The 14,334-nt window shown below is 67.5% G+C and carries 14 protein-coding genes; 9 read left to right on the forward strand and 5 right to left on the reverse strand.

The features are described 5' to 3' along the window. Window positions 1-29: 29 nt before the first annotated feature. The 4 genes from dnaX (at window position 30) to H7A86_RS05580 (ending at window position 3,529) form a co-directional block, all read left to right on the forward strand. Window positions 30-2,057: a DNA polymerase III subunit gamma/tau gene (dnaX, locus tag H7A86_RS05565; RefSeq protein WP_119130889.1), complete on the forward strand. Its 2,028-nt coding sequence runs from the start codon at window positions 30-32 to the stop codon at window positions 2,055-2,057. Between the two features lie 6 nt (window positions 2,058-2,063). Then, window positions 2,064-2,384 carry a YbaB/EbfC family nucleoid-associated protein gene (locus tag H7A86_RS05570; RefSeq protein WP_005913896.1) on the forward strand — a complete coding sequence of 107 codons (321 nt, stop codon included), beginning with the start codon at window positions 2,064-2,066 and terminating at the stop codon, window positions 2,382-2,384. A gap of 97 nt (window positions 2,385-2,481) precedes the next feature. After that, the gene (gene recR, locus H7A86_RS05575; RefSeq protein ID WP_119130890.1) at window positions 2,482-3,075 is read left to right on the forward strand and encodes a recombination mediator RecR; all 594 of its coding nucleotides are present in this window, start codon (window positions 2,482-2,484) and stop codon (window positions 3,073-3,075) included. Between the two features lie 103 nt (window positions 3,076-3,178). Continuing rightward, window positions 3,179-3,529, forward strand: coding sequence for a histidine triad nucleotide-binding protein (locus H7A86_RS05580; protein WP_104582323.1), 351 nt, complete (start codon window positions 3,179-3,181; stop codon window positions 3,527-3,529). A gap of 109 nt (window positions 3,530-3,638) precedes the next feature. Here the strand turns inward: H7A86_RS05580 and H7A86_RS05585 are convergent, their stop codons facing one another. From H7A86_RS05585 to H7A86_RS05600, 4 genes are read right to left on the reverse strand one after another with little or no spacing between them, the layout of a single operon-like run. Then, window positions 3,639-4,172, reverse strand: coding sequence for a Slp family lipoprotein (locus H7A86_RS05585; protein WP_024938444.1), 534 nt, complete (start codon window positions 4,170-4,172; stop codon window positions 3,639-3,641). Continuing rightward, on the reverse strand, window positions 4,169-6,121 hold the full coding sequence (locus tag H7A86_RS05590) for a transglutaminase TgpA family protein (RefSeq protein ID WP_119130891.1): 1,953 nt from the start codon (window positions 6,119-6,121) through the stop codon (window positions 4,169-4,171). The genes H7A86_RS05585 and H7A86_RS05590 overlap by 4 nt, the downstream gene beginning before the upstream one ends. Then, a complete protein-coding gene (locus H7A86_RS05595; RefSeq protein WP_119130892.1) occupies window positions 6,114-7,070 on the reverse strand; it encodes a DUF58 domain-containing protein in 957 nt (318 codons plus the stop codon). The genes H7A86_RS05590 and H7A86_RS05595 overlap by 8 nt, the downstream gene beginning before the upstream one ends. Before the next feature lie 5 nt (window positions 7,071-7,075). Then, the gene (locus H7A86_RS05600) at window positions 7,076-8,029 is read right to left on the reverse strand and encodes an AAA family ATPase (protein WP_115047984.1); all 954 of its coding nucleotides are present in this window, start codon (window positions 8,027-8,029) and stop codon (window positions 7,076-7,078) included. 36 nt (window positions 8,030-8,065) lie between these two features. Here H7A86_RS05600 and H7A86_RS05605 point away from each other — a divergent pair, with 36 nt between their 5' ends. From H7A86_RS05605 to H7A86_RS05615, 3 genes are all read left to right on the forward strand, one after another. Further along, a complete protein-coding gene (locus H7A86_RS05605) occupies window positions 8,066-9,907 on the forward strand; it encodes a glycosyltransferase family 39 protein (RefSeq protein WP_180708040.1) in 1,842 nt (613 codons plus the stop codon). Between the two features lie 8 nt (window positions 9,908-9,915). Beyond that, window positions 9,916-10,890 (forward strand): glycosyltransferase family 2 protein, encoded by a 975-nt coding sequence (locus H7A86_RS05610; RefSeq protein ID WP_180708041.1) that lies wholly within the window; start codon window positions 9,916-9,918, stop codon window positions 10,888-10,890. Window positions 10,891-11,156: 266 nt separating this feature from the next. Beyond that, window positions 11,157-12,743: a glycosyltransferase 87 family protein gene (locus H7A86_RS05615; RefSeq protein ID WP_119130948.1), complete on the forward strand. Its 1,587-nt coding sequence runs from the start codon at window positions 11,157-11,159 to the stop codon at window positions 12,741-12,743. Between the two features lie 14 nt (window positions 12,744-12,757). Here H7A86_RS05615 and H7A86_RS05620 read toward each other — a convergent pair whose 3' ends face one another. Further along, window positions 12,758-13,333 carry a Maf family protein gene (locus H7A86_RS05620; protein WP_104649815.1) on the reverse strand — a complete coding sequence of 192 codons (576 nt, stop codon included), beginning with the start codon at window positions 13,331-13,333 and terminating at the stop codon, window positions 12,758-12,760. A 110-nt stretch (window positions 13,334-13,443) separates the two neighbouring features. On the opposite strand from H7A86_RS05620, the gene H7A86_RS05625 reads away from it, so the two are divergent. Both H7A86_RS05625 and rpmF read left to right on the forward strand, forming a co-directional pair. Further along, complete coding sequence (locus H7A86_RS05625; RefSeq protein WP_047130404.1) at window positions 13,444-13,953, forward strand: YceD family protein; 510 nt, start codon at window positions 13,444-13,446, stop codon at window positions 13,951-13,953. A gap of 97 nt (window positions 13,954-14,050) precedes the next feature. Continuing rightward, window positions 14,051-14,245 (forward strand): 50S ribosomal protein L32, encoded by a 195-nt coding sequence (gene rpmF / locus H7A86_RS05630; RefSeq protein WP_003483870.1) that lies wholly within the window; start codon window positions 14,051-14,053, stop codon window positions 14,243-14,245. The last annotated feature ends 89 nt before the right edge of the window (window positions 14,246-14,334 follow it).

Here is a 14,334-nt window from a genome sequence, read left to right on the forward strand (position 1 = left end):
ATATCGGTTCAGAGGAAGCTGGTTGCCCGATGTCTTATCTCGTTCTCGCCCGCAAGTGGCGCCCGAAGCGTTTTGCCGAACTCGTAGGCCAGGAACACGTGGTCCGCGCGCTCAGTAACGCGCTCGACAGTGGGCGGGTGCACCACGCGTTCTTGTTCACCGGCACCCGCGGCGTGGGCAAGACCACGATTGCGCGCATTTTCGCCAAATCGCTGAACTGCGAGACCGGCACCAGTGCCGATCCGTGCGGCCAGTGCCCGGCCTGCCTGGATATCGACGCCGGCCGCTATATCGACCTGCTGGAAATCGACGCCGCGTCCAACACCGGCGTGGACGATGTGCGCGAGGTGATCGAGAACGCGCAGTACATGCCCTCGCGCGGCAAGTTCAAGGTCTATCTGATCGACGAAGTGCACATGCTCTCCAAGGCGGCGTTCAATGCGCTGCTGAAGACGCTGGAAGAGCCGCCGGAGCACGTGAAGTTCCTGCTGGCCACCACCGATCCGCAGAAGCTGCCGGTGACCGTGCTGTCGCGCTGCCTGCAGTTCAACCTCAAGCGGCTGGACGAGGACCAGATCCAGGGCCAGATGACCCGGATCCTGGCCGCCGAGCAGATCGAGTCGGATCCGTCGGCGATCGTGCAGCTGTCCAAGGCCGCCGACGGCTCGCTGCGCGATGGCCTGTCGCTGCTCGACCAGGCCATTGCCTATGCCGGCGGCGCACTGCGCGAGGAGGTGGTGCGCACCATGCTCGGCACGGTCGATCGCACCCAGGTCGGGGCGATGCTGCAGTCGCTGGCCGATGGCGATGGCGCGCGCCTGATGCAGGTGGTTGCGGCGCTGGCCGAATTCTCGCCCGACTGGAGCGGCGTGCTGGAGGCGCTGGCCGAGGCCTTGCACCGCATCCAGGTGCAGCAGTTGGTGCCGTCGGTGGCCTTTGTCGGCGATGGCATCGACCCGACCGCCTATGCCGCGCAGCTGCGTCCGGAAGTGGTGCAGCTGTGGTACCAGATGGCGCTCAACGGCCGCCGCGATCTGTATCTGGCGCCGAGTCCGCGCGCCGGGTTCGAGATGGCGGTGCTGCGCATGCTGGCCTTCCGCCCTGCGGCGGCGGTGCCGGCTGGCGGCAGTGACGATGGACGTGGTGCCAATGCCGGCGGTCACGCGCGTTCTGCGGCAACTGGCGTGCAGGCCGCCGCACCGGTGGCAGCCGCGCCCGCGCCTGCAGCCGTGGGACAGCCGGCAGGGTTGAAGGAAGCCGTACCTGCTGCCGTGGCTGCGGTCGTCGCACCGGCACCGGCCACTGCTGCGCCAGCCCCCGTCGTGGTATTGCCCGCTGTGGAAGCGGCGACCGACAGCCGTCCGTCCACAGCTCCCGCGCGCAGCGACGACACGCCGCCTTGGGCGATGGACGATGCCCCGGTGCGCGCCAACGCTGCCCCCGTCGCTGCGACGACGCCTGTGCTGGCGCCGGAAGCGGCAATGGCGCCACCCGTGGCAGCCGATACGGCATTGCCCGCTGCGGTTGCGCCCGACGCTGCCGTGGCAGTTCCTGCCGCCGCCGTGGCCCCTGCATCTGCAGCGCCGGTGCTGCAGATGCCACCGGCGGCTGCGCCTTCCGTGCCGGCGCCGGCAACCGAGCCGTCGGTCCTGCTCTGCGACGGCCGCATCGCCGACGCCGAGCAGTGGCTGGAGCTGGTTACCCGCAGTGGCCTGAACGGTCCCTCGCGACAGCTCGCTGCCAATGCCGCCTTCCTCGGCCATCGCGACGGCGTACTGCGTCTGGCGCTGGCGCCGGGCTTCGAATACCTCAATTCCGAGCGTTCCATCGCCAACCTTGCGCAGGCACTCGCGCCCGAGTTGGGAAACACGCCGCGCATCGTCATCGAAACCGGCAACGCCGATGTCGAGACCCTGCACGAGCGGGCCAATCGCCAGAAAGGCGAGCGCCAGAGCGCGGCCGAAACAGCATTCATGAACGACCCGAATGTGCAGCAGCTGATCCAGCAGCAAGGCGCGCGGGTCGTCCCCGATTCCATCCGCCCTTACGACGAGTAACGACACATGCGTGGGAACATTGCCCAATTGATGCAGCAGGCGCAGAAGATGCAGGAAAACCTGCAGCGCGCCCAGGAAGAACTGGCCAAGCTGGAAGTCACCGGCACCGCCGGCGGCGGCATGGTCAGCGTGACGCTGACCGGCGCCAAGGAGTGCCGCAAGGTCCGCATCGACCCGAGCATCCTCTCCGACCAGGAAATGGCCGAGGACCTGATCGCCGCCGCCTTCAACGACGCCTCCAACAAGATCGATGCCGAGTCCAAGGACCGCATGGGCTCGGCCACCGCCGGCATGCAGCTGCCGCCGGGCATGAAGTTGCCGTTCTGAGAGGCGGGGAATCGGGAGTGGGGAATCGGGAATCGTAAGAGCGAGATTATCTTTCGCTTTTGCCATTCCCCAATCCCGATTCCCGATTCCCAACCCAATGTCCTCTCTTCTCGAACAACTGATCGAGGCCTTCCGGGTGTTGCCGGGTGTGGGCCAGAAATCGGCGCAGCGCATGGCCTACCACGTGCTCGAACGCGAGCGCGAGGGTGGGCGTCGGCTGGCTGCCGCGTTGGCCAATGCGGTGGAGAAGGTCGGCCATTGTGTGCAATGCCGCGACTTCACCGAGTCGGAGATCTGCGCGATCTGTGCCAGCAGCAGTCGCGACCGGCAGCAGCTGTGCGTGGTGGAATCGCCGGCCGATCGCCTGGCGATCGAACACGCCACCGGCTACCGCGGGCTGTACTTCATCCTGCAGGGCCGGCTGTCGCCGCTGGATGGCATCGGCCCGCGCGAGCTGGGGCTGGACCGGCTCGGCGAGCGTCTGGCTACCGGTGAAGTCACCGAAATGATCATCGCCACCAATGCCACCGTGGAAGGCGAGGCGACCGCGCATTACCTGGCGCAGCTGGCTCGCCAGCATGCGGTGCGCCCGAGCCGGCTCGCGCAGGGCATGCCGCTGGGGGGCGAGCTGGAGTACGTGGATCGCGGCACCTTGTCGCATGCCTTTGGCACCCGCAGTGAGGTGCTTTGAGCGCCGGGAATCGGGAGTGGGGAATCGGGAATTGGAAAAGCGAAAACAGTAGCGCACGCGGTAAGCTCTTGCGATTCCCCATTCCCCATTCCCCATTCCCACCATGTCCGACACCATCTTCGGCAAGATCATTCGTCGCGAAATCCCGGCCAGCATCGTCTATGAAGATGAGGAGGTGCTGGGCTTTCAGGACATCGCACCGCAGGCGCCGGTGCATGTGCTGTTCATTCCCAAACAGCACGCCATTCCCACGCTGGACGATGTGCCGCCCGAGCAGGCGGTGCTGGTGGGCAAGCTCGCACTTGCCGCAGCGTCATACGCCCGCGCGCAGGGACTGGCGCAGGACGGCTATCGCATCGTGATGAACTGTCGCGAGCATGCCGGCCAGACCGTGTTCCATATCCATCTGCATCTGCTGGCCGGTGCGCCGCTGGGACGTTTCGGCACGCCCTGACCTCACTGCGCGAGCGAGCGCATGCGCCTGTTCGAGCAGCCGAGACGCACACGCAAAAACGCCGCTCCCTGGGAGCGGCGTTTTTGCGTGTCACTGACTCAGCAGCCGGTTACCACCAGCCGCGGCCCCAGCCCCAGCCACCGCCCCAGCGCGGACCCCACGGGTCGCCCCACGGGCCGTACGGGTAGGCCGGCACCACGTCCACTTCGCGCACGACCGGCCACAGATAGACCACGTCGGCATTGACCTTGGGCAGCTTGTAGTCGTACTCGCCGATCTTGGTGGTTTCATACCCTTCGATCTTGCCAATGAAGGTCACCTCGCGGCCCGGCTCGAACACGGCCGGATCGTAGAAGCCCGAGCGGCACGCCAGGAAGCGGCCATCGCTGGCGTCCACCGCATTGCGGTCCGGGCGGCCGCTGGCATTGAGTGGCCGCGAGATCAGCTCGAAGCAGGTCTGGCCCTGGCCGGGTTTGGTCTGGATGATCTTGCCGCCCCAGCGCACCGACGTGCCGACCTGGGCGCTGGCGGTGGAATCGCTCGGACTGACCGTAGGGAACTGCCCCTGCAGCGGCTTGGGCGCGGTGGCACAGGCGGCGAGCCCGAGCACGGCGACAATGGGAAGGAGAAAGCGGGTACTCATGAGGAAGCTCCGGTTCGCGGGCGATGCTGCTGCAGATCTTTGAGGAGTGAGGCGCTGTCCGAATCAGCGCCAGCGTAGCGCGCGGCAGCGAAACGTTGGCTGAGCGCCAACAATGCCGGATTCGGGTGTGAACGGGCGACACGCTGCGCCCAGGCGATGGCCGGTTCGTGCGGTTCGCGGGCCAGGCCGAGCTTGCCGTAGCGGCGGCCCAGGCGATGCCAGGCGCGCAGTAGCGGGTCGCGCTCACGCTCGCCGCGCGCCAGCAGCCAGCCCATCCATGCAAGTGCGCTGACCGCGAAGATGCCGAAGATGGCGGCCAGTTGCGAGGTGTCCAGGCGATCGATGCCGAACGGCTGCAACAGCCGTTGCTGGCGGTCCGCATCGAAGGACAGCACCAGGTCGTTCCAGCCCCGGCGCAGCAGGTCGCTGACCTGACCGAGGCTGGCCCACATCCCGAGCTGGGCAAAATTGTTGCCCGCGCCGACCTGTACGCGGTCTTCCAGCGTGTCGTAGATGCGTTCCGGCGCCACCGCGGCGGTGGGGTCCACCCGCACCCAGCCGCGCCCGGCCAGCCAGACTTCGGTCCAGGCATGCGCATCCATGCGCCGCACCACCCAGTAATTGCCAAAGCCGTTGTAGGTGCCGCCGGCGTAGCCGGTGACCACGCGCGCCGGAATGCCGGCCGCGCGCATCAGCACCACGAACGAAGAACTGAAGTGCTCGCAGAAACCGGCTTTCTGCTGGAACAGGAATTCATCCACGCTGTTGCGGCCGAGCAGCGGCGTGTCCAGGGTGTAGGCAAACTCGCGGGTGATCCACTGCAGCGCCCGCTGCACCACGGCATCGTCGTTGCCGCCGGCCTCGCTGCGCCATTGCCGTGCCAGCATGAGCGTGCGTGGATTGAAACCCGGCGGCAGCGCGAGGGCGCGCTTGCGCAGCGGGTCGGGCAGGTCGGTGTCGAAGCGGGCCGGTGGTGCCGACTGCAGCTCCCAGCGGGTCAACGCACTCAAGGGCCGCCGTGCGAACAGTTCGTAGTCGGGCGACAGATCGGCATTGGCCACCGCCTGCGTGGGCAGGTCCAGCGATACCAGTTGGCGACGATCGGTGGGCTCGTAGTCCAGGCGATAGCGATAAGTCTGCGGCCCGGCAGTGACCGATGCCGGTTGGCTGCGGCCGGTCCAGCGCGCGCGCTGCCAGGTGCGCCCGTCGAAGTCCCACATCACCGGCCCGCGCCAGTAGCGTTGTTGCGGCGGTGGCGCCGTGCCGGTGAACTGCACGCGCAGCGCCGGGCTGTCGTCGGCCATCAGGTCGATCCATTCGCCCGGCGACATGTCGTCCGACAGGCCGGGCCGCGACAGCGCGCGCTCGGGCACGCCCCACAGCGGGGAACTCAGGCGCGGCAGCAGCCAGAACGTGGCCAGGGTCAACGGCACGCCGATGGCGACCAGCTTGCCGATGCTGCGCAATTGCATCCGAAGCGCAGGCGTGCCGGTGCGGTGCTCCTCGTCGGCCAGCCGCTGCATGCTCAGCAGTGCGCTCACCACCGCCAGCAGTGCCAAGCCCATCGTCGCCGGCCCCTGGTCGAGCAGAAACGCCGCGAACGGGGCGAACAACGCAAAGCCGAGCAGGCTGCGCGCATCGCGCAGGGTGCGCAGCTCGGAGGCCTTGATCGCCAGCATCGACGCCAGTACTGCGCAACCGGTGTCGCGGCCGAAGCGCATGCCGATCTGCCAGTACACCGCGCCCAGCATCGCCACCACCAGCAACACCCGCACCGGTGCCATCAGGGTGGCGCGCCAGCTCAGCACGCCGACCAGCACGGCGGCCACGGCAATGGTGCCGGCGAGCAGGCCAGGCAGCTGCAGCAGCAACGGCGCCAGTGCCAGCCAGCTGGTGACCAGCACCCAGCCGCGGCTGGCCTGGGTGATCGGGACGGATGGCTCAGTCATGGGGAAGCAGGGCCAGGGCGCGCAGACACAGGTGATGGTGGGAGCTGCCTTGTGCGGGCCCCAGCGGCGGCTGGCCCGGCAGCAGCAGGCGGTAGCGCCGTCCGTCGCGTTCGGCCAGGTTGACCCAGCGCGCCAGCCGCGCGATGCGGCGCTCGTACGGCAGCGCGTTGAGCGTGCGCCAGTCCAGCGTGACTTCGATGCCCAGGGGTTGCTCGTACTCGCGCACCAGCAGGCTGTCGCGGCGCGCCGAGTGCTTCCAGGAAATCGTGCGTGGCGCATCGCCGGCGCGATACGGGCGCAGCTGGTGCAACTCCTCGCCTTGCGGGTGCAGGCGGGTCTGGTTGGGCGAACCGGCGCCCTCGGGCAATGCCGGCCCCTGTTCTTCGGGCCTGGGATAGGCCAGCAGTGGCGTTTCCGGCCAGACCCATGACCAGGCGCGCACCAGCCCCAGTGGCTGGGTGCTGGACAGGCGGATGCGTTCGATGTCCTGCCAGCCGCGCCGTTCGGTGGGCACCAGCAGGTCGACCTCGGCCATGTCGTGCGCGTGCAACGCACAGAAGCCGCTGCTGTCCCGATGATCCAGGCGCAGCCCACGCCGTGCGCGGGTGTCGCGACGTGCCAGCGACACCCGCATGCGCAACGGCTCGCCGGCGACCACCGGTTCGGCCGAGACCGCCTCGATGCGCAGCGCCGACAGCTGCAGGTGCGCCATGATGCTGCTGGCAATCCCGGCGGTGGCCAGCAACAGGGCCAGCAGCAGGGCCGGGTTGTTGTTGTAGTTCAACGCGCCCAGCAGCATTGCCAGCAGCAAGGCGGTGACGAACAGCCCGAAGCGCGTCGGCAGCACGTAGATGCGCCGCCGGTCCAGCACGATCGGCAAGGCCTCCGCGCCCCGCGGGCGCGCCAGCAGGCTGAGTCGGCGGCCGATGCCGCGCACGTGCGCACGCACCGGGATCAGTCCACCGGCACGCTGTGCAGCAGCGCCTTGGCCAGCGCTGGCCCGGACGATGATTCGGCCTCCGGCACCAGCCGGTGCCCGGCCACGGCCACGAACAGCGCCTGCACGTCTTCCGGCAGCACGTGCTCACGCCCGAGCAGCAGCGCATAGGCCTTGGCCGCACGCAGCAGCGCGATGCCGGCACGCGGCGACAGCCCCACGCGCACCCCGGCGTGCTGGCGGCTGCGCAGCAGCAAGGCCTGCACATAGCCGATCAGCGCATCGCTGGTATGGATCTGGCCCACCACCGTGCGCAGCGCCACCACGTCGGTGTCGCTGAGTTGCGGCGCCGCCTGGGCGATCAATTCGCGCCGGTCCACGCCCGACAGCAGCGCGCGCTCGGCATCGGCGCTGGGGTAGCCCAGGCTGAGCCGCAGCAGGAAGCGATCCAGTTGCGAATCCGGCAGCGGGAAGGTGCCGGACAGATCGACCGGGTTCTGCGTGGCGATCACGAAGAACGGCTCCGGCAACGCATGGGTGACGCCATCGAGCGTGACCTGCTGTTCGGCCATGGCCTCCAGCAGCGAGCTTTGCGTGCGTGGCGGGGCGCGATTGATTTCATCGGCCAGCAGCACGTTGGTGAACACCGGGCCCGGATGGAACTGGAACTGGCGTGAGGCGGCGTCGTAGACCGACACGCCCAGCACGTCTGCCGGCAGCAGGTCGGAGGTGAACTGCACGCGCTGGAAGCCCAGCCCCAGGCTGGAGGCCATCGCGTGGGCGAGGGTGGTCTTGCCCAGGCCGGGCAGATCCTCGATCAGCAGATGGCCGCCGGACAGCAGCGCCACGAACGCCAGACGCACTTCCTGCGCCTTGCCCAACAGCAGCGAATTGACCTGGTCTTGTGCGCGCCGCAGCGATTGGCGCAGCGCATCGGTTAGCATTTCCGTGGAACGCAGCGGTATCGACATCACAATTCCGTAGGTGGAAGAAGAGTGCATAGGGCAATGCAGGGGGACCAACGCGCACATCGCACCTTCGTGATCCTGTGGACACTGGCGACGGCCGTCAAGCTGTTGATTGCCGCGCGGCTGCCGCTGTTCGTCGACGAGGCGTTCTACTGGCAGGAAGGCCAGCATCTGGCCGCTGCGTACTCGGATCTGCCGGGCATGACGGCCTGGCTGGCGCGGCTGGGCGTTGAACTGGGCGGGCATCACCTGCTGGCCCTGCGCCTGCCGTTTCTGGCCATTTCCGCGCTGATTCCTTGGTTGATCGCGCATATCGCCACGCGCTGGTTCGGCTCCACGCTGGGCTGGCAGGCCGGCAGCCTGACCTTGCTGATGCCGCTGTCGGCCACGCTGGGCATCCTGGCGGTGCCGGATGTGCCAATGGCGCTGGCGGCGGTGCTGTGCATGGATGCCGGTGCGCGGCTGCTGCGCGAGGTCGATGCCACCAGTGCGCTCGAGCTCGCCATCGGCCTGGTGATCGGCGCGCTCAGTCACTACCGTTTTGCCGGCGTGATCGGGGTGGGCTGCATCGCGCTGCTGTGCATCCCGCAGGGGCGCGCGGTCATGCGCGACCCGCGCATCTGGATGGCGCTGACGGTGGGCGCGGTGAGCTGGCTGCCGCTGCTGTTCTGGAATACCGAGCACGACGAGGCCGGGCTGCGCTTCCAGCTGGTCGACCGGCATCCGTGGCGTTTCCAGGTCACCGGGCTGTGGTTCTTGCTGATACAGGCGGTGCTGGTGACACCGCCGCTGGCCTGGGCGATGCTCAAGGTCGGTCTGGCCGGCACGCGCGCCGGCGGTGGTTCGCGGGCGCAATGGCGCTATTTCGGCCTGCTGGGCGGGATTTCGACGGTGGCGATCTTCGTGCTCGGTTTCTTCAGCGATGCCGAGCGGATCAGTTTCCACTGGCCGCTGCCGGGCTACCTGGCCTTGCTGGTTGCGGTGCCGGTGATCCTGATGCGTTGGCCGCATACGCTGCGTCGCGCGGCCTGGGTGATCGCGCTGCTCGGCACCCTGGGGGCGTATGGCTACTACCTGGCGGTGTCGGTGCCGTCGCTTCGCGCGCATGCGGCCGGCGAAAAATACTATCCGCGCAACTTCGCCGGGTGGCAGGACCTGGCGCGCGCGGTCAAGACCCGGCTGGCGCAGATGCCGCCGGGTACGCGCGTGCTGGCGGAAAATTTCAAGGTCGGTGCCGAGCTGGGCTTCCAGTTGCACGATGCCAATGTCGAGGTGCTGCGTGCAGAGTTGAACGACAAGCACGGGCGCAGCGCGCAGTTGTTGCAATGGGGGCTGCTCAGCGACGGCACGCGCAACGGGCCGCGGCTGCTGGTGCTCTCGCCCAGCGATCAGCGTTATCGCGACTTGCTGAAGCGCTATCACGCCATCTGCGAGATGGTCGGGCCGCTGCCGCCGCCCACCGTGGTGTCCACCGATCACGGCTACCAGCGCTTCCTGCTGTTCGCGCTGCCGGCGCAGCGCCAGCCTGGGTCGTGCATCGCCCCGGCGATGGCCTGGATCGATACGCCGCTGCCGGACGTGCAGGTGTCCGGGCAGGTGCAGGTGCGTGGCTGGGCATTCAAGGACGGCGTCGGCCTGTCGAATGTGGAGCTGCTGCTGGACGGGCGTCCGGTCGCGCAGGCCGAGTACGGCACGCTGCTGGATGTGCGCCCGTACTGGAAGATCTCCACCGACCCGCAGCACCCCAATGTCGGTTTCAGCGCCACCTTCGACACGCATGCGCTGCCGCCGGGCACGCATTGGCTGGGACTGCGCCTGCACGGCCACGACGGCAGCGTCGAGGACTGGTGGGAACAGCCCATTACCATTTCCACACCTTAGATCACGCAATGACCGATGCCATGACTGTTGTCCCTTCCGTGCCTGTGCCCGGGATCCGAATCGCCGTGCTGGTGCCCTGCCATAACGAGGCGGCCACGGTCGCCTTGGTGGTCGGCGCGTTTGCTGCTGCCTTGCCGGGCGCGGCGATCCATGTGCTGGACAACAATTCCAGCGATGCCACCGCGACAGTCGCGGCGGCGGCGGGCGCGCAGGTCAATCGCGTGGCATTGCAGGGCAAGGGCAATGTGGTGCGGCGTGGATTCGCCGATGTGGAGGCCGACATCTACGTGCTGGTCGATGGTGATGCGACGTACGATGCGGCTGCGGCACCGGTGCTGGTGCGCAAGCTGATCGACGAGCGCCTGGACATGGTGGTCGGGGCGCGGCGCGATCAGCAGCAGGCCGCGTATCGGCCCGGTCATCGCGTTGGCAACGTGTTGCTGACGCGTTGCGCGGGGCTGCTGTTCGGTCGCAGCTTCGACGACATGCTGTCCGGCTATCGCGTGTTCTCCCGGCGCTACGTCAAATCCTTCGCTGCGCATGCGCACGGATTCGAAACCGAAACCGAACTGGCCGTGCACGCATTGCAGCTGCGCATGCCGGTGGCCGAGGTCGAAACCGCCTACGGCGTGCGCCCGGAAGGCTCGCAAAGCAAGTTGAACACCTGGCGCGACGGCTGGCGCATCCTCACCACCATCGCCAAGCTGTTCAAGGCTGAGCGGCCGTTGTTGTTCTTCTCGATGGGCTTTATTGCCTGTGCCCTGGCTTCGGTGGGGTTGGCGATCCCCTTGTTTGAAACCTACGCCCAGACTGGCCTGGTTCCGCGCTTTCCCACCGCCATCCTGTGCGTGGCGCTGATGCTGTTGGGGTTCTTGCTGCTGGCCTGCGGGTTGATCCTGGATACCGTCACCCGTGGACGCATCGAGGCCAAGCATCTGGCCTATCTTGCCGAGCCCTTGCTGGGGCCGGAGGGGCGTCGATGAGTGCCCTGCTCGCGCGCGTCTACGCCGGTGCTGCGGCCTCCGGACCGGGGCGCGGGATCTCCCGCTTGTTGCACTGGGCCGATCACCGCTTCGCGTTTCGGCGTCCAGCCAACGTGGTCGCGGCGGTGACCGTCGTTGCGCTGTTGGGTGGCCTGGTGGCGCTGTGTCTCGGACAGGATGCGAACTGGGACCTGCGCAATTACCACGTCTATAACGGCTATGCGTGGTGGCACGGCCGTCTGACCCAGGATCTGGCCCCGGCGCAGTTGCAGAGCTACTTCAATCCGGCGCTGGATATCGTCCAGTATGGGCTGCTGACACGCTGGCCCGGGCCGTTGGCCGGCGCGTTGATGGGCGTGCTGCATGCAATGGTGTTCGTGCCGGTGGCGGCAATTGCCTGGTATGTGCTGGACGCAGACTCCCAGCGCGCCCGCCTGGCCCCGCTGTTGGCGCTGGCTGGCCTGTGCAGCGCGGCATTCCTTTCCGAATTTGCCAACACCATGGGCGATGCGAGTACCGCGCTCCCGTTGCTGGCGGCGCTGGCACTGGTGATGCGCGCGCAGCGCCGACAACAGGCCGGTAGCGCGCTGGCCGCCCGTCATTGGCTGCTCGCCGGGCTTTTGCTTGGTCTCGCCGTGGCGTGCAAGTTGACCAATGCGCCCTATGCAGTGGCGTTGGCCTGTGCGGGGCTCTGCGCCGGTGGGCGCCCGCGCGCACGGGTGCTTGGTGTGGTGAGCATGGCGCTGGCGGCGTTGCTGGTCTTTGCCCTGATCGCCGCACCCTGGTATCTGCGGGTCTGGGAGCAGTTCGGCAATCCCTTGTTTCCGCAGTTCAATGGCGTGTTTCGCGCGCCGCTCGCGCAACCTGTCTCGCTCGGTGATACCCGTTGGCTGCCGCGTGGTGTGGGCGAATGGTTGGCGTGGCCGCTGGTACTGACCTTCAACCCCTGGCGGGTCAGTGAAATTGGGCTGTTTCAATGCATCTGGGCGCTGCTTTATCTGGCCGTGCTGGGAATCGTGGGGCGTGCGCTATGGCGCAGGTCTTTGCCCGTTCCTGGCTGGAATGCACAGGCCACGACGCTGCTGGTGTTTGTCGGCGTGGGTTATCTGCTCTGGCAGGGCATGTTTTCGATTCACCGCTACCTCGCGGCGCTGGAACTGCTGGCGCCGTTGGCGCTCTGGCTCTGCTGCCAGCGGCTGTTCGCCGCCGCCCGAGCCCGCACGGTGGCGGCCTGCCTGGTGCTCTTCAGTGCGGTGATCGCGCTCGGAGGCTGGAACGACTGGGGCCATGAATCCTGGGCACGGCATAGCATCCAGGTGCAGCCACCACCGATCGATGCGCCAGCGTCCAGTACCGTGTTGCTGGTCGGAAACCAGCCGCAGGCATGGCGGATTGCGTTGCTTGCGCCAGCGGCGCGTTATGTCGGTGTAGCCAGCAACCTTGCCGAATCGGATGCCTATCGCGCCCGCGTGCGCGCGCTGGTGGCCGAGCGGCCGCAGCTGTATGCGTTATGGGATGCTACGCAGGACAAGCAGAGTCCGCGGGTAGAGCGGATGAATCGGTGGGCGCGGCGTCTGGGATGGAGCACTCGACCGGAATGCCCCCAATTGCGCTGGCTGACGGCGCATGGCTTGCGCGCCGAACTCGATGCATCCCGGCCCGGACTGTGTCAGTTGCGCGTTCCCGAGCACAAGGCGATGGAACTGGTCGCTGCCGATCGCCGTCTGCTGGAGCAGGCGCAACAACAGCTGCTTGCCTATGGGGTGACGCTGAATCCGGCCAGCTGCCGCAGGCTTTCCTCGCGAATCGGGCAGGGGGAGTATCCCTACCAGTTCTGCAGGCTCGATCGATGAAACCCGATGGCAGCTCAGGGCAGTTGAAACCCCGCCTGCCGCAGTAATCGCGCCAGCGCGATCAGTGGCAGGCCGACCAGGGCGGTGGGGTCCTGCGAGCGAATGGCGTCGAACAGGCTGATGCCGAAGCCCTCGCACTTGAAGCTGCCGGCGCAATCCAGTGCGGGCTCGGCGGCCAGGTAGCGATCGATTTCGGTGCGCGTCAGCGGGCGCAACTGCACCTCGGTCAGGTCCAGCGCGTGTGCCGTGCGTCCAGGGCCGACCAGGCTCACTGCCGTATGGAAGCGCACCACGCGCCCGGACATCGCCGTCAGCTGCGCATGCGCCCGCTCCAGCGTGCCCGGTTTGCCCAGGGCCTGGCCGTCCAGGTCGGCGACCTGGTCCGAACCGATCACCCAGGCGTCGGGCGCCTGCGCGGCCACCGCCGCCGCCTTTTCCGCGGCCAGCCGGCTGGCCAGCGCGTCCGGGGCCTCCCCGGGGTGCGCCTGCTCGTCGACCTCCGGCCGGGCGGTGGTGAAGTCCAGGCGCAGCCGGCCAAGCAGCTCGCGCCGATAGACTGAGGTGGAGGCAAGAATCAGGCGTGGCATCATGGGGCGCTGCGTCGGACGGGTAGGGGAGTCTGCCAGCCTTGGCGCCGCGCCATGTGCGTGAATAGGGGCATTTGACAGGGCGTCGGCGGATCTTTAACATTCTGCGGCTTATGTCCGCGAACGTACCCGAAATGCTGGATGCTTGGCGGATGGTCGCAGCGCGCAGGCGCTTCGATGGCCGCATCCCGCTCTCTGCGATGACCCGCCTGCAAGGCAGCCTGGTCGATACCGAGGGCGAGTGTGTCTACTCGCTCCAGTTCGATCAGGACAGCCTGTTGAAGGTCGCCTACGTCGAGCTCAGTGTCGATGTCGAGCTTCCGCTGGCCTGCCAGCGCAGCCTGCAGCGTTTTCTGTATCCGGTGCAAATCAGGCAGCGTCTTGGTTTGATCCGTGACGAAGCCGACGAAGCGGCGTTGCCGGCCGAGTACGAAGCCTTGCTGGTGCCGGAAGATGGCATGCTGCGGGCCGCAGACCTGGTCGAGGACGAGCTGGTCCTGTCGATCCCGGTGGTGCCGATGGCGCCGGGCAGCGAGGCCGTCGAGGCCGAGTGGGTTCCGACCCAGGAAGAGCAAGACAAGGCCAGTCCGTTCGCGGCGCTGGCAGCGTTCAAAAAACAGTAACCGCCGCTGTGAAGGGCGGAAAGACAGGTCGGCGCGGGCGTGAAGCGTCCAGTTCGACTCGACAGACAAGTTATCGAACTTAAGTTGGAGCAATCCCATGGCTGTGCAGAAATCCCGAGTTACCCCGTCGCGTCGCGGCCAGCGTCGTTCGCACGATGCCCTGACCGCCAAGCAGCTGTCGACCGATCCGACCAGCGGCGAGATCCATCTGCGCCACCACATCACCGCTGACGGTTACTACCGCGGCAAGAAGGTGATTGCGACCAAGTCGTCGGCCGTCCAAGAAGATTGATTCGTGGCACCCGGCGCGTTCGACGCCGCCGGGTGACCCTCGCTTCTTCCGGAGCCGCCGATCACCGCGGCTCTTGCAACAGGGAACAG

This window comes from Xanthomonas euroxanthea (assembly GCF_903989455.1).
Classification (GTDB): domain Bacteria; phylum Pseudomonadota; class Gammaproteobacteria; order Xanthomonadales; family Xanthomonadaceae; genus Xanthomonas; species Xanthomonas euroxanthea.